The organism is Luteimonas sp. Soil_C_16, assembly GCF_057657295.1.
On sequence record NZ_JBDGIS010000007.1, the window covers coordinates 175696 to 193950 of the forward strand.

At 68.4% G+C, this 18255-nt stretch carries 17 protein-coding genes; 7 read left to right on the top strand and 10 right to left on the bottom strand.

Annotated elements, in window-relative coordinates:
* Positions 1-49: 49 nt before the first annotated feature.
* Complete coding sequence (gene lpxH, locus AC3A5T_RS14085; RefSeq protein WP_487629110.1) at positions 50-796, top strand: UDP-2,3-diacylglucosamine diphosphatase; 747 nt, start codon at positions 50-52, stop codon at positions 794-796.
* Between the two features lie 95 nt (positions 797-891).
* Here the strand turns inward: lpxH and AC3A5T_RS14090 are convergent, their stop codons facing one another.
* The 6 genes from AC3A5T_RS14090 to AC3A5T_RS14115 all read right to left on the bottom strand — a co-directional run bounded on the left by AC3A5T_RS14090 (position 892) and on the right by AC3A5T_RS14115 (position 8490).
* On the bottom strand, positions 892-1722 hold the full coding sequence (locus AC3A5T_RS14090; protein ID WP_487629111.1) for a ferritin-like domain-containing protein: 831 nt from the start codon (positions 1720-1722) through the stop codon (positions 892-894).
* The gene (gene purF / locus AC3A5T_RS14095; protein ID WP_487629112.1) at positions 1719-3185 is read right to left on the bottom strand and encodes an amidophosphoribosyltransferase; all 1467 of its coding nucleotides are present in this window, start codon (positions 3183-3185) and stop codon (positions 1719-1721) included. Before purF ends, AC3A5T_RS14090 begins: the two co-directional genes overlap by 4 nt.
* 75 nt (positions 3186-3260) lie before the next feature.
* Positions 3261-4295, bottom strand: coding sequence for an SPOR domain-containing protein (locus AC3A5T_RS14100; protein ID WP_487629113.1), 1035 nt, complete (start codon positions 4293-4295; stop codon positions 3261-3263).
* 55 nt (positions 4296-4350) lie between these two features.
* Positions 4351-5625, bottom strand: coding sequence for a bifunctional tetrahydrofolate synthase/dihydrofolate synthase (folC, locus tag AC3A5T_RS14105; protein ID WP_487629114.1), 1275 nt, complete (start codon positions 5623-5625; stop codon positions 4351-4353).
* Positions 5622-6266, bottom strand: a complete 645-nt coding sequence (locus AC3A5T_RS14110; protein ID WP_487629115.1) for a histidine phosphatase family protein — start codon at positions 6264-6266, stop codon at positions 5622-5624. Before AC3A5T_RS14110 ends, folC begins: the two co-directional genes overlap by 4 nt.
* A gap of 136 nt (positions 6267-6402) precedes the next feature.
* Positions 6403-8490, bottom strand: coding sequence for a S46 family peptidase (locus AC3A5T_RS14115; protein WP_487629147.1), 2088 nt, complete (start codon positions 8488-8490; stop codon positions 6403-6405).
* Positions 8491-8727: 237 nt separating this feature from the next.
* Between AC3A5T_RS14115 and tdh the strand changes: the two genes are divergently transcribed.
* The 4 genes from tdh to AC3A5T_RS14135 all read left to right on the top strand — a co-directional run bounded on the left by tdh (position 8728) and on the right by AC3A5T_RS14135 (position 12580).
* Entirely contained in the window at positions 8728-9762 is a 1035-nt protein-coding gene (gene tdh, locus AC3A5T_RS14120; RefSeq protein ID WP_487629116.1) for an L-threonine 3-dehydrogenase, read from the top strand.
* Between the two features lie 112 nt (positions 9763-9874).
* Complete coding sequence (locus AC3A5T_RS14125) at positions 9875-10933, top strand: hypothetical protein (RefSeq protein ID WP_487629117.1); 1059 nt, start codon at positions 9875-9877, stop codon at positions 10931-10933.
* 45 nt (positions 10934-10978) lie between these two features.
* On the top strand, positions 10979-12181 hold the full coding sequence (kbl, locus tag AC3A5T_RS14130) for a glycine C-acetyltransferase (RefSeq protein ID WP_487629118.1): 1203 nt from the start codon (positions 10979-10981) through the stop codon (positions 12179-12181).
* Between the two features lie 3 nt (positions 12182-12184).
* On the top strand, positions 12185-12580 hold the full coding sequence (locus AC3A5T_RS14135; protein ID WP_487629119.1) for an HNH endonuclease: 396 nt from the start codon (positions 12185-12187) through the stop codon (positions 12578-12580).
* On the opposite strand, the gene AC3A5T_RS14140 is transcribed toward AC3A5T_RS14135, so the two are convergent.
* The 4 genes from AC3A5T_RS14140 to AC3A5T_RS14155 all read right to left on the bottom strand — a co-directional run bounded on the left by AC3A5T_RS14140 (position 12540) and on the right by AC3A5T_RS14155 (position 16414).
* Positions 12540-13310, bottom strand: a complete 771-nt coding sequence (locus AC3A5T_RS14140; RefSeq protein WP_487629120.1) for a pseudouridine synthase — start codon at positions 13308-13310, stop codon at positions 12540-12542. The two genes, AC3A5T_RS14135 and AC3A5T_RS14140, sit on opposite strands and share 41 nt — an antisense overlap.
* A 58-nt stretch (positions 13311-13368) precedes the next feature.
* Positions 13369-13869, bottom strand: coding sequence for a hypothetical protein (locus tag AC3A5T_RS14145; protein ID WP_332076421.1), 501 nt, complete (start codon positions 13867-13869; stop codon positions 13369-13371).
* 237 nt (positions 13870-14106) lie between these two features.
* Positions 14107-15180: an OmpA family protein gene (locus tag AC3A5T_RS14150; protein WP_487629121.1), complete on the bottom strand. Its 1074-nt coding sequence runs from the start codon at positions 15178-15180 to the stop codon at positions 14107-14109.
* 301 nt (positions 15181-15481) lie between these two features.
* A complete protein-coding gene (locus AC3A5T_RS14155) occupies positions 15482-16414 on the bottom strand; it encodes a LysR family transcriptional regulator (protein ID WP_487629122.1) in 933 nt (310 codons plus the stop codon).
* 105 nt (positions 16415-16519) lie between these two features.
* Between AC3A5T_RS14155 and AC3A5T_RS14160 the strand changes: the two genes are divergently transcribed.
* Entirely contained in the window at positions 16520-17539 is a 1020-nt protein-coding gene (locus AC3A5T_RS14160) for a zinc-binding alcohol dehydrogenase family protein (RefSeq protein WP_487629123.1), read from the top strand.
* A 95-nt stretch (positions 17540-17634) separates the two neighbouring features.
* Positions 17635-18255 (top strand): membrane protein YczE, encoded by a 621-nt coding sequence (gene yczE, locus AC3A5T_RS14165; protein WP_487629124.1) that lies wholly within the window; start codon positions 17635-17637, stop codon positions 18253-18255.

An 18255-nucleotide genomic window follows, 5' to 3' on the forward strand; every position in this document is an offset into this window, starting at 1 on the left:
TCTAACCGGCGCGCCCAGCCGGCCCCGGCGGCCGGATTACAATGGCGCCATGACGACGCTTTTCATCTCCGACCTGCATCTGGATCCGGCGCGTCCGGAGATCTCCGCGCTGTTCCTCGCGTTCCTCGATGGTGAGGCGCGCAGCGCGGATGCGCTGTACGTGCTCGGCGATCTGTTCGAGTCGTGGGTCGGCGATGACGATCCGTCGGAGGCCGGCGCGCAGGTCGCCGCGCGTCTGTTCGCCTTGTCGTCCGCCGGCGTGCCGGTCGCCTTCATGCACGGCAACCGCGATTTCCTGGTCGGCCACGAATACGCACGCCGCGCCGGCATGACCTTGCTGCCCGACCCCGCGGTGATCACGCTCTACGGCCGCCCGGTGCTGCTGACCCACGGCGATCTGCTGTGCACCGGCGATGTCGAATACCAGGCCGTGCGCCGCCAGGTGCGCGATCCGGCGTGGCAGGCGCACATGCTCGCGCAGCCGCTGCCGGCGCGGCTCGCGTTCGCCCAGCACGCACGCGATGCCAGCCAGGCGCGTGCCGCGAGCTTGCGCGGCGACGGCACGATGGAAACCGTCACTGATGTGGCACCGGCGACGGTCGAGGACTGGTTCACGCGCTATGGCGTGGACACGATGATCCACGGCCATACGCATCGCCCCGCGATCCACGACCTGCACATCGCCGGCCGCGACTGTCGCCGCATCGTGCTCGGCGACTGGTTCGAACAGGGATCGGTGCTGCGTGCGTATGCCGATGGGCGGCTGGAGTTGTCGGCGCTGTCCGGCACGGCCTGATCGCTTCACCATCACTGCGGGCACGCGCTTGCTCGAAGGCGCTCCCGGTAACGGCCCATCGCGCGCAAGCGCGCCCCCACAAAAGCGGGATGCGGTCAGCGTTCGGCGATCGCCTGCAACGCGGCCAGTTCTTCTTCGCTGAATCCCGCCGCGGCGCGTGCGTCGATATTGAACGGGCCGTGCAGCACGGCGCGCGCGTACTCGGACAGCAGATCGCGGAACGTCGATTCGGGCGGTACGCCGCGGCGTTCGCAGAACCAGCGGAACCAGCGGCTGCCGGCGGCGACATGCGCCACTTCCTCGCGCAGGATCACGTCGAGCACGGCAACGGTCTCGAGATCGCCGAGCGCGCGCAGCTTCACGATCATGCCGGGCGTGACGTCCAACCCGCGCGCCTCGAGCACACGCGGCACCAGCGCCATGCGGGCCATGCCGTCGTGCGCGGTCTTCTCGCACATTTCCCACAGGCCGTTGTGCGCGTCGAAATCGCCGTAATCGAACCCGAGCGCGCGCAACCGGTCGCGCAGCAGCACGAAATGCCGTGCCTCGTCGGCAGCGACCGATACCCAGTCGGCGTAGTAATCGTCAGGCAGATCGCGGAAGCGGTAGACCGCGTCCCAGCCGAGATCGATCGCGTTGAGTTCGATATGCGCGATCGCGTGGATGAAGGCCGCACGGCCTTCGTCACTGCCGAAACCGCGCCGCGGCAGTTCGCGCGGATGTACGAGTTTCGGGCGCTCGGGGCGGCCCGGCATGCCGATCGGCTCGGGCGCAGGCGCGTTCGCATCGAGCGGCAACGCGCCGTCGCGGAACCGGCGCGCATATTCCGCGGTCAGCGCGATCTTGTCATCGGGATCGCGCGCATCGAGACATTGGCGCGCGGCCGCGAACAGATCCGCGGCGTCCGCGACCACCGCCGTGCTCACGCGCGGCGCTTCTTCTTCGCGTCGTCGCTGCGCAGCTGCTGCAGGCGCTCGAAGTAGCCCGCTTCGATGCCGGTAACGTACTCACCGCTGAAGCAGGAACTGTCGAAGCGGCGCTCGGGAAACTTCGGGCCGGCGACCGCGGATTCGAGATCGGCCAAGTCCTGGTAGATCAGCCAGTCGCAGCCGAGGAATTCCTCGATCTCCTTCTCGGTGCGGTTGTGCGCGACCAGCTCGTCGACCGACGGCATGTCGATGCCGTAGATGTTCGGGTGCCGCACCGGCGGCGCGGCCGACGCGAGATACACCTTCTTGGCGCCGGCGTCGCGCGCCATCTGCACGATCTGCTTGGACGTGGTGCCGCGCACGATCGAATCGTCGACCAGCAGCACCACGCGGTTGCGGAATTCCAGCGGGATCGGATTGAGCTTGCGCTTGACCGACTTCGCGCGTTCGCCCTGCCCCGGCATGATGAAGGTGCGGCCGACGTAGCGGTTCTTGATGAAGCCCTCGCGGTACTTCACGCCGAGCGTGTTGGAAATCTCCAGCGCCGCGTCGCGCGAGGTGTCCGGAATCGGGATCACCGTGTCGATGTCGTGGTCGGGCCGCAGGCGCAGGATCTTCTCGCCCAAGGTCACGCCCATGCGCATGCGCGCCTTGTGCACCGAGATGTTCTCGATCATCGAATCCGGACGCGCGAAGTACACGTATTCGAAGATGCACGGCGCGTGCGGCTGCTGCGGCGCGCACTGGCGGTGATGCAGCTCGCCGCGCGGGGTGATCACGATACCCTCGCCCGGCTCGACGTCGCGCAGGTGTTCGAAGCCGAGGATGTCGAGCGCGACCGATTCCGATGCCACCGCGTATTCGGTGCCTTCGGCGGTCTCGCGCTTGCCCAGCACCAGCGGGCGGATGCCGTGTGGATCGCGGAACGCGACCAGGCCCAGACCCAGCACCGTCGCGACCACGGCGTAGCCGCCCTTGGCGCGGCGGTTGACGCCTTCGACAGCGCGGAACGCAGCCTCTGGGGTCAGTGCTTTCTCGCGGTCGAGCTCGTGCGCGAACACGTTGAGCAGCACTTCCGAATCCGATTCGGTGTTGACGTTGCGGCGATCGGTCTCGAACACCTGCTGGCGCAGCTGATCGGTGTTGACCAGGTTGCCGTTGTGCGCGAGTGCGATGCCGTAGGGCGAATTGACGTAGAACGGCTGCGCTTCGTCGTGGCCCTCGCTGCCCGCGGTGGGATAGCGGCAGTGCGCGATGCCCACGCGACCCTGCAGCAGATCCATCGCCTTGGTGTCGAACACGTCGCGCACCAGGCCGTTGCCCTTGTGCACGCGCATCACCGTGCCGCTGGCGACGGCGATGCCGGCCGCGTCCTGCCCGCGATGCTGCAGCACTGTCAGGCCGTCGTACAACGCGGCTGCGACTTCAGAGGTTCCGACAATCCCGACGATCCCGCACATGTTCGATTTCCAGTTCTGCTTGAGGCGCGCGAACGCGCCGGTATGAGTGTCGGACGACGTGTCTTGCGGCGCCGGTCAGGGGTGCGATCGGACCAGACCGTCGACGCCCACCGCGCTGCGGACGCGCGTCTTGAGCTGGTCGGCTTCGCCGCGCGACGCGACCGGACCGGCCTTGACCCGGGTCAGGCGGCCCTTGTCGGTGTCGACCGAATCGGTGAACGCGGTGATGCCGGCGCCGCGCAGACGATCGCGCAGACGGTTGGCTTCGGCCGCGTTGCTGAAGGCGCCCAGCTGCACGATGAAGCCGGTGCCGGACGTCGGCGCCGCGGCGGGCGGTGCCGAAGGCGTCGCAGGCGTGGCGGGCGGTGTCTGCGCCGGCGGCGTGCGTGCAGGCGTCCGCGCGACGGGCGCGTCTTCGGGCAACTGTTCGGTGGTCGGCGCGGCAGGCGTCTGCGCAGCCGTCGGGCGCGACGCGGCGGGCGCCGGCGTCGGTGTCGCTGCCGGCGTTTCCGGGCGCGGCACGTCCGGGCGGGCGCCCGCATCGAGCGCGACCACGCGCGGGGTCACGTCGTCGCGGACCTGCGCCGCGCGCACGCGGACGATCTCGGCATCGGCGCGGTTGGCATACGGTCCCAGGCGCACGCGCTGGGCCGGCTTGCCGTTGAGGGTGAAACTCTCGCGGTAGCCGCGCAAGCCGGACCCGCCGAGCTGGCGCAGGATCGCCTCGGCATCGGCCTCGCTGGCGAACGCGGCGTAATGCACCGCGTAGCCGCCGCCGGCGACGGTCGCGGGCAGCGGATTGTCCTGTTCGGAGGTGTCGACGGTCGGCAGCGCGCTGCCGTCGGGGCGCGTGGCCGCCGGCGCGGCGGGCGCGGTTTCCGCCACCGGGGTCGCGCCGGCGAGTGCGCCGCCCTCGCGCGCCGGGGGCGGCGCGATCAGCGGCAGGTCGACGGTCTTGTAGTCGCCAGTCGGCGCATCGGGCACATCCAGCGACATGTCCGGCAGGCCGCTCGCGGGCGCGGGGCCCTTGATCAGCATCGGCAGAAAAATGACCGCGAGCGCGATCAGCACGGCGGCGCCGATCAGGCGTTGTTTCAATGCAGGCGACATGCGGGATCCGGACACGGGTGCCGCGCGAATTATACGCGCCGTCCCGTCCTGCTTCTTAACGCCTGCCCTGCAACACCTGCAGGGCGGCCGCCGCGGCGTGGAACGTGCCGAACACCAGTACGCGGTCGCCGGGCGCGGCTTCGTCGAGCGCGGCCGCCAGCGCCGCGACGACATCGATGTGAGTGGTGACCGCGTCCTCCAGTACATCGGACAGGCGCGCGCGCAGCGTGGCGGCGTCCTGGCCGCGCGCGCCGGCGACCGTCGATCCGGCCAGATGCCAGTGCGCAATCGACGGTGCCAGCGCACCCACCACGCCTGCTGCGTCCTTGTCCGCGAGCGCGGCGTAGACCGCGACCGTGCGCCCGGACGCAGGCGTGGCGACCAGCCAGTCAGCCAGCGCCTGCGCCGCCTGCGGGTTGTGCGCGACATCGACGACGACGGCCACGCCGTCCCGCTCGAAGCGCTGCAGGCGGCCGGCCACCGTGGCGCCGGCGATCCCGGCCGCGAGCGCGGCGTTGTCGAGATCGCGATCCAGCGCACGGATCGCGGCGATCGCGACCGCCGCATTGCGCAACTGCACCGGCGCGGCCAGCGTCGGCATCGGCAGCTCGACTTCGAAGCCGACCTCGCGCCAGATCCAGGTGCCTGCATCCGTCGGTGCATACAGGAAATCGCTGCCGCCGCGGACCGCGACCGCGCCGATGCGGTAGGCATGCCGCAACACGCTGGCCGGCGGATCGGTATCGCCGACGATCAACGGCTTCCATGCGCGCGCGATGCCGGCCTTTTCCAGCCCGATCGTCTCGACGTCGTCGCCGAGCCAGTCCTGGTGATCGAGGCCGACCGTGGTGATCACCGCGACATCCGGCTCGACGATGTTGACCGCGTCGAGGCGGCCACCGAGGCCGACCTCGAGCACGGCCAGATCCAGCGCCGCACGCGCGAACAGCCACAGCGCCGCCAGCGTGCCGGTCTCGAAGTAGGTCAGCGGCGTGTCACCGCGCGCGGCCTCGACCGCCTCGAACGCCTCGACCAGCGCGGCGTCGTCGACGTCCACGCCATCGATGCGCACGCGCTCGTTGTAGGCCAGCAGATGCGGCGAGGTGTACGCGCCGACGCGCCAACCCGCCGCGCGCGCGATCGACTCGACGAAGGCCACCGTCGAGCCCTTGCCGTTGGTGCCGGCGATCGTGATCACCTGCGTCGCCGGGCGTCCGCACGCCATGCGCGCATGCACCGCACCCACGCGGTCCAGGCCCATCTCGATCTCGGTCGGGTGGCGCGCTTCGATCGCCGACAGCCAGTCGGCCAGCGAACGGGATTCACTCATAGCGCGCGGTGGACCGCCTCGCCGAAGAACGCCGTGTGGTGCGCGCAGTCGTTGAGGCGCACGACGTCGAGATGATCGACGTCGGGGCCTTCGAGCAGATTCAAGGTCGTCGGTGCCTGGCGGAACGTCCACAGGCGCGAGAGCGGAATGCCGAGCACGCGGCACAGGATCACGCGGTTGACGGCATCGTGGGCGACGATCAGCGCGGTGTCGTCCGGGCCGAGGCCATCAACGGCGCGCGCGAACGCGGGCCAGGCGCGGTCGAATACCTGCTGCAGCGACTCACCGCCGGGCATCTGTACGGTGTCGGGCGCGTCGCGCCAGGCGGTCAGGCGCTCGGGATCGCGCTCGCGGATCTCGCTGGCCAGCAGGCCTTCCCAGGTGCCGTGCGCGATTTCCGCGAGGCCCGGATCGGTCGACAGCATCGACGCACGGGTTGCGCCGAGCGCGAGACGCGCGGTGCGGTCGGCGCGCGACAACGGCGAGGCGACCGCGCGATCGATGCGGACATCGGCCAGACGTGCGCCCAGCAGCGTCGCCTGACGTTCACCGACTTCCGACAGCGGGATGTCTTCCTGTCCCTGGTAACGGCCTTCGGCATTCCACGGCGTTTCGCCGTGGCGGGCGAGCAGGATTCTCATCGCGCGGTTCCTCGAATGGGGGGCTCCGGCGATGCCGGCGCGACAGTTTACGGGAGGGGCACCACCGAAGCGGCCGGGATCCCGACCGCAGAATGCATCGCGCGCCGGGGATACGGCCCGGGCGCGCAAACGAGAATCAGCGCGCGGACGCGCCCATTTCCTGCAGCAGGCGCGGCGCGGGATCGACTTCCTGCATGACCCAGCGGATGTAGCGCTGGTCGACCGAAATCGTGCGCGTCATCGCCGGATCGAACACCCAGTTCGACACCACCGCTTCCCAGGTCATGTCGAACAGCAGGCCGGTCAGGCGGCCATCGGCGTCGAGCACCGGCGAGCCGGAATTGCCGCCGGTGACGTCGAGATCGGACAGGAAGTTGACCGGCACGCTACGCAGGCGGCGATCCGCGAGCCCGCCATCGCGACGCGCGGCGATCGCATCGAGCTGCGCCTTGGGCGCGTCGAAGGGCTCGGTACCGGTGGCCTTGGGCGGAATTTCCTCCAGACGCGTGAACGGCGTCTGCTGGGCGCCGGCGAGGTTGGTGTAACCCACGACGTTGCCGAAGGTGATGCGCAGCGAGGAATTCGCATCCGGATACACCGCTTCCTTGCGGCCGGCGCGGTAATCGGCCACGGCCTGCAGATATGTCGGACGCAGCTGCAGCAGATCGCCGGCACGGGCCTTGGACGCGAGTTCGATCTGCAGCAGTTCCGGCGTCACCGCCGCGGCGTACATCAGCGCCGGATCGCGACTGCGCAGGAACTCGTGGCGATCGGCGGCGAACCACTTCAGGCGCTCGTCGCTGTTGGCCAGCGTGCTGCGCTGCAGGCGGTCCAGCGCGCGGTCGATCGCGGCCACGTCGTTGCCGCCCAGCCAGGTGTCGATCGCCTGGATGCGCTGCTCGGGCGGCAGCTGGATGTACTGCAGCAACGCGTAGCGCGTGAGCTCGCGGTCCATCGCCGGCACGAAGCGGCGGTCCATCTGCTTCAGGCCGCCCTCGATCGCCGGCAGGTCGCGCTGCTGGTAGCCCTGCTCGCGCATCGCGTCGGGCTTTTCCTTCTCCATCGACAGGCGGTACAGGCGATTGGCGGTCGACAGCAGGCCGCTGTTGTCGAGCAGCGACAGCACCAGGTCGCGTTCGCGCGTGGCCTTGGCCTGGGCGTCGAGGGCGACGATCTTCGTATGCGCGTCGAGCGCGGCCGCGCCATCGCCGCCGCGGCTGCGCAGCCACTCGAGCACCGCGGTTTCCTCGGACTGCTTGCGCGCCAGCGCGCCGATGCGCTCGAAGCCCTGCAGCTGGCCTTCGTAGTTCTTCAGCGTGTTCTGCCAGCCGCGCACCGCGCTGGCGTAACGCACGTCGATCTCGGGATCTTCCTTGCCGCGCGCCTCGACGAGATCGATCAGCGCACGGTAGTGGCGGCCGATCTGCGGGTAGCGCCAGGCGACGGTCTCGGAGAACTCGTCGGCGAAGGCGTAGCGGCTGGTGCGCCCCGGATAACCGGCGACCATGACGAAATCGTTCTCGCGCAGCGGCTTGTCGGCCAGGCGCAGGAAACGCTGCGGGGCGTAGGGGATGTTGTCCTGCGCGTAGTCGGCCGGGCGGCCGTCGCGGCCCACATAGGCGCGGTAGAACGCGAAGTCGCCGGTGTGGCGCGGCCACATCCAGTTGTCGACATCGCCGCCGAAGCTGCCGATGCCGCCCGCCGGCGCGTACACCAGGCGCACGTCGCGGATCTCGAGGTTGCGGAACAGGCGGTAGCTGTTGCCGCCGAGGAAGCTGTACAGGCGGCAGCGATACGCGGCATCGGCTTCGCAACGCGCGACGAGGGTCTTCTCGATCGTGTCGAGCGCCGTGGTGCGCCCCAGGCCATCAGGCGCGGCGTCGATCGCGGCGCGGACCTCGGCGGTGACGTCCTGGATGCTGTCGAGCGCGTAGATGCGCGCGTTCGGGCCGGCCGAGATCTCGTCGCCGATCGCCGCGGCGTTGAAGCCGTCGCGCATCAGATTGTTCTCGGGGGTCGAATTCAGCTGGATCGCGCCGTAGGCGCAGTGGTGGTTGGTCAGCACCAGACCCTGCGGCGAAACGAAGCTCGCGGTACAGCCACCCAGCGAGACCACGGCGCCCAGCGGGTCGCCGGTCAGATCGGCCAGGCGGTTCGGATCCAACTTCAACCCGGCCTTGCGCAGCGCCGGCGCGATGTAAGGCAACTGTTGCGGCACCCACATGCCCTCGCCCGCCACCACCCTTGGCGCACTGCAACTGAAGAAGACGCCCAGCAGCGTCGCGGCCAGTAACGGATGGCGCATGGTGGTCCTGTGGATCGTGACGGGGGGCCAAGTCTAGCCAACCCGCCCGCCCGGCGCAGGCCAACGCCGGCTGGCCGACGTGCGGGTGCAGCACGGCCGCGACGGGCCTGCGCCGTATAATCGCCGGCTCTTTCCGGCATCCGCAGACACGACACAATGGCCCAGACAATGAAGGCGCTGGTCAAGCGCGACGCGAAAAAAGGCATCTGGATGGCCGAAGTGCCGGTGCCGGCCCCCGGGCCGAACGATGTCCTGATCCGCGTCGAGAAGGCCGCGATCTGCGGCACCGACCTGCACATCTACCTGTGGGACGAGTGGAGCCAGCGCACGATCACGCCGGGCCTGGTCATCGGCCACGAATTCGTCGGCCGCATCGTCGAGCTGGGCTCGGCGGTCACCGGCTACGAAGTCGGCCAGCGCGTCTCGGCCGAGGGCCACCTGGTCTGCGGCCACTGCCGCAACTGCCGCGCCGGCAGGCCGCACCTGTGTCCGAACACGGTCGGCATCGGCGTCACCCGCAACGGCGCGTTCGCCGAATACGTGGTCATGCCGGCGACCAATCTGTGGCCGATCCCCGACCAGATTCCGAGCGAGCTGGCCGCGTTCTTCGATCCCTACGGCAACGCCGCGCACTGCGCGCTGGAGTTCGACGTCGTCGGCGAGGACGTGCTGATCACCGGCGCCGGCCCGATCGGCGTCATGGCCGCAGGCATCTGCAAGCACATTGGCGCGCGCAACGTCGTGGTCACCGACGTCAACGACTTCCGCCTCAAGCTGGCCGCCGACATGGGCGCCACGCGCGTGGTCAACGTGTCGAACACCTCGCTCAAGGACGTCATGAAGGACCTCCACATGGAGGGCTTCGACGTGGGCCTGGAGATGAGCGGCAACCCGGTCGCGTTCAACGACATGCTCGACTGCATGTACCACGGCGGCAAGGTCGCGCTGCTCGGCATCCTGCCCAAGGGCGCCGGCATCGACTGGGATCGCATCATCTTCAAGGGCCTCACCGTGCAGGGCATCTACGGCCGGAAGATGTACGAGACCTGGTACAAGATGACCCAGCTCGTGCTGTCGGGTTTTCCGCTCGGCAAGGTGCTCAGCCACCAGCTGCCGGCCGACGAATTCCAGAAGGGTTTCGACCTGATGGAATCGGGCAAGTCGGGCAAGGTCGTCCTCGACTGGCGTTGATGCCTCGCGCGACACGCGGCGAACCGCCGCGTGTCGCCCATGACGTACGACACGTTCCGCCGGCCTCGCGTCGCGCCTATGGTCCCTGTTCGATCATTCGACAGGGACGTCTATGCGACACCGGAACATTCTGACCGCTGGACTGCTGCTCACCTGCGTCGCGACCGCATCGCTCGCGCAGGACACCGACTGCCCGGTCCTGGCCGACACGCCGACACTGGACTGCGTGGCGTCAGCCCAGGGCTGGTTCTACGCCGCGTCACCTGACGCCGCCACGCAGATGGCGGAAGACGCTGCACTCGCGGCGCAGAGTTTCATCACCTACTTCGGCCGATCCGCGCCGCGCGGCGCGCTCATTGCAGCGGGTGCGGGACAGGCCATTTCGGATGCGGACCGGCACGCGCTGACGAACGCGGGCGCCGTGTGGCAACTGCCCTGGCTCGACGCGGACGGGCGCCGCGCATTGCAACGATCGGCGGTCGAGCGCCAGCTGCGCGCGCGCATGCCCGATCTCGATGACGCGCAACGCCAGGCGCGCATCGACGCTGCACTGCCCGCTCCAACTGCTGCGACGCCGGACAATGCGGTCGATCGCAGTTCACTGCGTCACGAAATCGGTCACATGCTGCTGATCCGCAGCTTCTGGCCTGTGTCGGAGCCGGCGGCACCCACGACATCCGCGCACTACGGCGGCCCGGGCCCTGACTGGCTCGACGAGCTTGCGGCCGTGCTGATGGAATCGGACACGATGACCGACGCCCGGCGCGAAAAATTGCGTGCACCCGAAGCCTCGGCGCATCTGAAAAAGCTCGCTACGTTCTTCGCGATGCCGCATCCGATGTCCGTGCGCATGGCCGAGCTGACTGCCATGGGCCCCGGCGCGCACGTGATTTCCGGACCGGAGGCGCAGCGCCTGGCCGGGGATGCCGCCTGGTTCTACGCGCAGGCCCGCAGCGTCGCCGATTTCCTGCTGGCGTCCGGCAACGACCCGGCCGTGTTCGGCAGCATCGCCGCATTTCTGGCAGACGGTGGCGACATGGACGGCTGGCTCGCCGCGCACGGCGCGCAGTACGGCTTGCCGGCGTCGATCGCTGCACTGGACGCGGCCTGGACGCAGTGGCTCGCTGCGCGTGCGCCGTCGCCGGAGACGGACGCAGCGCCGGCCCGTTGACGGCCGCTTGGTAGAATCGCGGCCTTCCCGTTTCCGGAATGCCCGATGGCCGCCGTCTCCAATACCCAGCGCTACGCCGACACCCTCGACGAGATCCGCGACGCCGGGCTGTTCAAGGCCGAGCGCGTGATCACCGGCCCGCAGTCGGCCGAAATCACGCTTGAAGACGGCCGCACGGTGCTGAACTTCTGCGCCAACAACTATCTGGGCTTGGCCGACCACCCGGACATCATCGCCGCGGCCAAGGACGCACTCGATACGCACGGCTTCGGCATGGCGTCGGTGCGCTTCATCTGCGGCACGCAGGATCTGCACAAGCAGCTCGAGCAGACCATCACGGACTTCTTCGGCAAGGAGGACACCATCCTCTACGCCGCCTGCTTCGATGCGAACGGCGGTCTGTACGAGCCACTGCTCGGCGAAGAGGACGCGATCATCTCCGACGCGCTCAACCACGCGTCGATCATCGACGGCATCCGCCTTTGCAAGGCCAAGCGCTACCGCTACGCCAACTGCGACATGGCGGATCTGGAAAAGCAGCTGCAGCAGGCGCGCGCCGATGGCGCACGCACGATCCTCATTTCAACCGACGGCGTGTTCTCGATGGACGGCTTCATCGCGCCGCTCGACGAAATCACCGCGCTGGCCGCGAAGTACGACGCGCTTGTGCACATCGACGAATGCCATGCGACCGGTTTCCTCGGCGACACCGGCCGTGGCTCGGCGGAAGTGAAGGGCGTGCTGGAAAAGATCGACATCGTGACCGGCACGCTCGGCAAGGCGATGGGCGGCGCGCTCGGCGGTTTCACCACCGCCAAACGCGAAGTCATCGAACTGCTGCGCCAGCGCTCGCGCCCGTACCTGTTCTCGAACTCGCTGCCGCCGCACGTGGTTGCCGCCGGCATCAAGGCGTTCGAGATGCTCGACGCCGCGGGCGATCTGCGCACGCAGCTGGTCGAGAACACCCGCTATTTCCGCGAGCGGATGACCGACGCCGGCTTCGACGTGCGCCCCGGCGTGCATCCGATCAGCCCGGTGATGCTCTACGACGCCAAGCTCGCGCAGCGCTTCGCGCAGCGCCTGCTCGAGGAAGGCATCTACGCGATCGGCTTCTTCTTCCCCGTGGTGCCGAAGGACCAGGCGCGCATCCGCACCCAGATCAGCGCCGCGCACACGCGCGAACACCTGGATCGCGCGATCGATGCGTTCACCCGCATCGGCCACGAGCTGGGCGTCTTGAAGGCCTGAAGCATGCGCGCCGCGCTGCGACGGCGTCTGCTGATCGCAGCGCAGACCGATGCGCTCGCGGTGCTAGACGACGGCATCTGGTCGACGCGCTGCCTGCACTGCCGCAGCGCGCTGCAGGTGCGCGACGACGGCGAGCCGCTGGGGCTCGCGACGCTGGAACACGTGGTGCCGCAGGCCTGGTTCGGCAGACGCGCAGCGTCTGCACTGACGGCGCAGGTCGGCGACGATGCGGACGATCCACGCAACCTTGCGCTCGCCTGCGCACGCTGCAATCACGACAAGGGCAAAGGTCACGATGCGCGGGGTCCCGGCGACGTGCGCGCACGCGAAGTCGTCGAAGCTCTGCTCGCGACACGCCTCAGCCGGTGGCGGGATCCGATGGACGCGCCAGCGCGCTGATTTCGCCGGCTGCCAAGGGGCGCCACGCGCCCTTGGCCAGATCGCCCAGCGCGAGATCGCCGATCGCGACGCGCACCAGTCGCAGCACACCCAGATCATGCGCAGCGAGCAGTCGGCGGATCTGCCGGTTGCGGCCTTCGTCGAGCACGATTTCCAGCCAGGCGTTGCGTGCGCCCTGACGCAACCGGCTTACGGACGCGGCCTGCAGTCGCTCACCCGCGTCGTCGACGCCCAGCACCAGCGCTTCGAGCAAGGCGTTGTCGGGCAGCCCGTCAACCTGGACGTGATAGGTCTTCTGCGGCCCCTGCTCGGGATCGGTGACGCGTGCGGCCCAAGCAGGATCACTGGTGAACAGCAGCAGGCCTTCGCTGGCCTTGTCGAGCCGGCCCACCGGCGCGATCCAGCCCAGGTCCGCGCCGTCGAAACACCGATAGACGGTGTCGCGGCCGTGCTCGTCGCGCGCGGTCGTCACCAGCCCGCGTGGCTTGTTGAGCACCAGATACTGGTGCGCGGTTGCGCGCGCCGCATCGCCATCGAGCACGATGTTCGACGCGTCCAGTGCCACCGGAAACTCCGGATCGCGCACGATCCTGCCGGCCACCCGCACACGCCCCTCGCGTACGCGCCGCTCGGCTTCGCTGCGCGAACACAGCCCGCGCTTCGACAGCACGCGCGCGAGGCCGTAGCGCGGCGGACGCACGACGGGCTTCAAGACACGGCACCTCGACATGCGAACGGCCCGCTTGCGCGGGCCGTCCTCATACCGTCGATGCAGAGACGCGCAGCACTCATTCGACGGGCGGGGTCTCGCCGGGCGGCGCGGTTTCCGCAGCGGCCGGTGCAGCCGGCGCGTTCGGATCAGCGCGGCGGCTGCCGACCGTGTAACCGTTGGCCTTGATCCACGCGTCGAAATCGTCGGCGGTCATGCGCTTGCCGCCTTGGGTCATGTTGAAACGGTAGGGCGTGTTGTCGAACTCGGTCTGCTTCACGTAGGCAGCCGGATCGTTGGCACTGACGGCGCCTGCAGCCGGCGCAGCCATCGCGACGTTCTGGCACTTCTCGATCTCGAGCCGCAGCACGACCTGCTCGGCGGACTGCGCCTCGTCATAGGCGCGCGCGAGCACGGCGCTCGTGCCGAGGCGATACGTCGGCGCGGCGAGTTCGGGAGACACGGGTTCGAGCACGGTGGCCTGCACGGGGCGTGCGGTGCGGGTGTCGAGCGTGCTGCAGTCAGCGGCATGGCCGACGAGTGGAAGCGCCAGCAGAGGCAACAAAAACAAAGCACGCATGAGAGGCAATCCCCGAGGTCGAATTGGCCTGAAGTGTAGGCGGCAAGTACACGCCATACAAGGGAAAACTGGGCGTTCGCGCATTCACGATATCGCGTACGTGCAGCGTCGCGCTGCCGATTGGCCGGGACCGCGCAACCGCGTCGCCACAGCAATCCGTATACGAAGAAAGATTCGGCCCCACAAGCAGAAAGCCCGGCACGAGGCCGGGCTTTCTGGTGTCACGACCGGACGTTCTTAGTTCTGAACGTTCAGCTCGGTGCGGCGGTTGCGCGCACGGCCTTCCGGGTTGTCCGAACCATCGGCGTTGGTGTTCGGCGCGATCGGGCGGCTCTCGCCGTAACCGGTCGGACCCACCAGACGGTCGGCCATGATGCCGTTGCTGGCAAGGTGGTCATAGACCGCCTTGGCGCGACGCTCGGAGAGACGCTGGTTGTAGGCATCGGTACCGACCGAGTCGGTGTGACCGGCGACTTCAACGCGCAGCTCCGGGTAACGCTTCAGGATTTCGACGGCTTCGTTGAGGATTGCCACCGCGTCAGGACGCAGCGTCGCACGGTCGAAGTCGAAGTTGACGCCGTTCAGATCGATGGTGATCGGAGCCGGCGGCGGCGGGGCCGGAGCCGGAGCCGGCGGCGGCGGCGGCGGAGCCGGCGGAGCCGGGGGAGCCGGCGGCGGGCCGAGCGGGATCACGACGCCGACCGAAGCCATCACGTCACCGAAGTAGCTTTCTTCCGCATTGTGCGGATAGCCAGCCCAGTCACGCGCACCGTTTGCAGCGACGCTGTTGTCGTCGAAGTCAGCGCGGTAAGCGATTTCGGCACGCACGGCAACGCGCTTGTCGAAGGTGGTCTGCAGACCGGCACCGACCTTGGCAGCGAAGTTACCTTCTTCGCGCTGACCCGGGGAATTCGGGCTCGGGAACGCGTCGAACTCTTCTTCCGAACGCTGGTAGCCGACACCGGCCAGCAGGTACGGATTCCAGCCACGGCCTTCGGAGATGAAGTGGTAGCGGAAGTCGACCGAGATGCCGTACTGGCTCCAGTTCAGATCGTTGTTGGCGCCTTCGACCGAGCTGTCGAAGCCCGGGTTCTGGTAGTTCAGCTCACCGTCGATCGACCAGTTGGGGCTGATGAACTTACCCATGCCCAGCGTGACGAACGGGGTGTCGTCGGTGCGGCGATCTTCTGCCTGGAAGTTGAAGCCCGTCGAACCGGTGAGGTACCAACGGTCGTCGAACTCCTGGGCGCTGGCGTGACCCGCCAGACCAAGACCGCCGAGCAGCGCGGCGCAGAGGAGTTTCTTGTTCATGTTTTTTCAGCTCCTAGAAAAGGGGGAATGCGTCATGGCATCGGTTGAGGCGTCAAACGCAAACGCCTTGCACATAGCCTAAAGTCAGCAGCGTGAAGACGTTGTTAACGCTAACATAACGGTTGAGAGCTTCCTACACCCCGGCCGCCGGGTATTCATCTTGGCTTTGGTTTGGTCAGGAACCTCAACGCGGCGGAATTGTCGTGAGGATGATGTGCGCGTGGCGTCAAGAACGTTGCCGCGCTCTTAACCGTTGCTTGATGCGGAATTGACGTTTTCCGGCTCAGGACGACAGCGCGCCTTAACGGGTTTCCGCGGGTGACATGAGCCAGTGCGGCGCCGCCGATCCGAACTCCGCCTGCAAGAACGCGACGAATGCGCGCGTACGCGGCGGCACGAAAATGCGATCGGGCATCACCGCGTGGATGCCGGTTTCCGGCGGCGCGTGCCGTGGAAGTACGCGCACCAAGCGTCCCGAGTGCAGATCATTCACCACATGCCACAGCGCGTGCATCGCGATCCCTGCACCCTCCAGCGCCGCGTCGCGCAGCACTTCACCAAGATTGCTTTCCAATGGCCCTGCGACGGTGACGACCGACTCGCCGCCTGCGCCGTCGCGCAGTTGCCAACGATCCTGGCTACCCCGACTGCCGACGAGCACCAGACACGCGTGCGCGACGAGATCCGCCGGTGTCGCGGGCATGCCGCGCCTCGCCAGGTACTCCGGCGAGGCGACGAGGACGCGCGGATTGGCTGCGATCTGCCGTCCGACCAGCTGCGAGTCGTCGAGATCGCCGATGCGGATCGCGAGATCGAAGCCTTCACGGACGAGATCGACCTGCTGGTCGCTCATATGCACGCTGAGCTGCAGGCCTGGATGCGCAGCGAGAAAGCGCGGCAGGCGCGGCGAGATGTGCTGGCGGCCGAACGACGCCGACATCGTGACCCGCAGCGTGCCGCCCACCGCCTGACCACCGCTTTCGCGCAGGCTGCCCGCGAGACCGTCGAGTGCTTCGACCAGCGCGCGCCCCTCGCCGGCCAGCCGCAGGCCTTCGGGGGTGGGATGCAGCCGCCGCGTAGTCCGGTGCAGCAAGCGCACGCCCAGGGCATCCTCGAGCCGCTTCAGACGCTGGCTCGCCAGGGCCGGCGACAGGTCGAGGCTGCGCGCCGCGGCGCTGATCGAGCCGGTGTCGAGCACGCGCAGGAACAGGGCGATGTCGCCGATCCGGTCCATTGATTCGAAAGAATCCCTTGAAGGTGATTGGTGATCCTATCGCTGTTCGACAGGAACACGCGGGGTCGACAATGCGCGGGCCGCTCCACTTCCCGAGGATGCCCCATGAAAGCCGTCGCCCTGACCCGCTATCTCCCGATCGACGATCCGCAGTCGCTGCAGGATGTCGAACTCGATCTGCCCGAGCCCGGCCCGCACGACCTGCGCGTGCGCATCGAGGCGGTCTCGGTGAATCCGGTCGACACCAAGGTGCGCGCACCGAAACCGCAGACCGAGGCGACACCGAAGGTGCTCGGTTACGACGCGGCCGGCGTGATCGACGCGATCGGCAGCGAGGTGACGGGCTTCGAGGTCGGCGACGCCGTCTATTACGCGGGCGACATCACCCGTCCCGGCAGCAACGCCGAATACCAGCTCGTCGACGCGCGGATCGCCGCGAAGAAGCCCGACTCGCTCGATTTCCCCCAGGCCGCCGCCCTGCCGCTGACCGCGATCACCGCATGGGAGCTGCTGTTCCAGCGCATGCCGTTCGACATCGACGGTGGTGGCGATGGCAAGACGCTGCTGGTCATCGCCGGCGCCGGTGGTGTCGGATCGATCGCGATCCAGCTCGCGAAGCGGGCCGGCTTCACCGTGATCGCGACCGCATCGCGCATGGAGACCATCGCGTGGTGCCGCGTCATGGGCGCCGACCACGTCATCGACCACCGCGAGGATCTTGCGCCACAGCTCCAGGCGCTCGGCTTCGAGACCGTCGACGCTGCGCTCAATCTCGCCGATACCGATCGTTACTGGACCGCGCTGGGCGAACTGCTCGCGCCGCTGGGTCACGTCGGCCTGATCGTCGAGCCGTCGGGCGCGCTGAAGATCGGCGATCCCTACAAGGCCAAGAGCATCGGCATCCATTGGGAGATGATGTTCGCGCGGCCGCGCTTCCGCACCGCGGACATGGCCGAACAGGGCAGGATTCTCGCGCGCGTCGCCGAGCTGATCGACGCCGGTTCACTGCGCGGCACGCTGTCGGACATGCTGTCGCCGATCAATGCGGAGACGCTGCGCGAAGCGCATCGCCGGCTCGAATCGGGCAGCACGATCGGCAAGCTGGTCGTCGCCGGCTGGGCATGATCCGCACGGTCTGACCTTCAAGCACAGTCGTCGGGATCACGCGTCCGGCCCGTTGGGGGCCGGACGTTTTTTCATAGCCGCTTTTGGAACTCCGGATGCCCACAGCACATCCCTCGCGCGTCGAACGCCTGGCGCGTCTGCTGACCGGCCTGTTCTGCTACGGCATCGGCATCAGCCTGATGGTCCGCGCCGGGATCGGCGTCGCGCCCTGGGATGTGCTGACCCAGGGTATCTCGCTGCAGAGCGGCCTGTCGTTCGGCTTGGTGACGAACCTGATCGGCATCGGCGTGCTCGTGCTGTGGCTGCCGCTGCGGCAGACGCCGGGACTCGGAACGCTGCTGAATGTTCTGCTGATCGGCCCGAGTGCGCACCTCGGCCTGTGGCTGCTGCCCGACGTCCACGGCGTCGTGCTGCAGGTGTGCGTGTTCGCCGTGGGGCTCGTGCTGCTGGCGCTGGCGACGGGTCTCTATATCGGTGCGCAGTTCGGCGCCGGCCCACGCGATGGCCTGATGACCGGCCTGCACGCACGGACGGGCGTGCCGATCTGGATCGCGCGGACGCTCGTCGAAGCGCTGGTGCTGACCACCGGCTGGTGGCTGGGCGGCAATGTCGGCTGGGGCACGCTGGCATTCGCGTTGCTGATCGGACCGCTGTGCGGCCGCACCTTGCCCCTGTTCGCACCGCGCGGCGTCGCGCCGCCGGCCGCGCCGCTGTAA

Bases quoted from the DNA above. Each gene is read 5' to 3' on its own strand.
- AC3A5T_RS14145 (WP_332076421.1), bottom strand. From the start codon at position 13,869: ATGCGTGCTTTGTTTTTGTTGCCTCTGCTGGCGCTTCCACTCGTCGGC.
- kbl (WP_487629118.1), top strand. From the start codon at position 10,979: ATGGCCGCCGTCTCCAATACCCAGCGCTACGCCGACACCCTCGACGAG.
- AC3A5T_RS14115 (WP_487629147.1), bottom strand. From the start codon at position 8,490: ATGTGGGTGCCGCAACAGTTGCCTTACATCGCGCCGGCGCTGCGCAAG.
- lpxH (WP_487629110.1), top strand. From the start codon at position 50: ATGACGACGCTTTTCATCTCCGACCTGCATCTGGATCCGGCGCGTCCG.
- AC3A5T_RS14160 (WP_487629123.1), top strand. From the start codon at position 16,520: ATGAAAGCCGTCGCCCTGACCCGCTATCTCCCGATCGACGATCCGCAG.
- purF (WP_487629112.1), bottom strand. From the start codon at position 3,185: ATGTGCGGGATCGTCGGGATTGTCGGAACCTCTGAAGTCGCAGCCGCG.
- AC3A5T_RS14150 (WP_487629121.1), bottom strand. From the start codon at position 15,180: ATGAACAAGAAACTCCTCTGCGCCGCGCTGCTCGGCGGTCTTGGTCTG.
- AC3A5T_RS14100 (WP_487629113.1), bottom strand. From the start codon at position 4,295: ATGTCGCCTGCATTGAAACAACGCCTGATCGGCGCCGCCGTGCTGATC.
- yczE (WP_487629124.1), top strand. From the start codon at position 17,635: ATGCCCACAGCACATCCCTCGCGCGTCGAACGCCTGGCGCGTCTGCTG.
- AC3A5T_RS14140 (WP_487629120.1), bottom strand. From the start codon at position 13,310: ATGTCGAGGTGCCGTGTCTTGAAGCCCGTCGTGCGTCCGCCGCGCTAC.
- AC3A5T_RS14135 (WP_487629119.1), top strand. From the start codon at position 12,185: ATGCGCGCCGCGCTGCGACGGCGTCTGCTGATCGCAGCGCAGACCGAT.
- AC3A5T_RS14125 (WP_487629117.1), top strand. From the start codon at position 9,875: ATGCGACACCGGAACATTCTGACCGCTGGACTGCTGCTCACCTGCGTC.
- tdh (WP_487629116.1), top strand. From the start codon at position 8,728: ATGGCCCAGACAATGAAGGCGCTGGTCAAGCGCGACGCGAAAAAAGGC.
- AC3A5T_RS14110 (WP_487629115.1), bottom strand. From the start codon at position 6,266: ATGAGAATCCTGCTCGCCCGCCACGGCGAAACGCCGTGGAATGCCGAA.
- AC3A5T_RS14155 (WP_487629122.1), bottom strand. From the start codon at position 16,414: ATGGACCGGATCGGCGACATCGCCCTGTTCCTGCGCGTGCTCGACACC.
- folC (WP_487629114.1), bottom strand. From the start codon at position 5,625: ATGAGTGAATCCCGTTCGCTGGCCGACTGGCTGTCGGCGATCGAAGCG.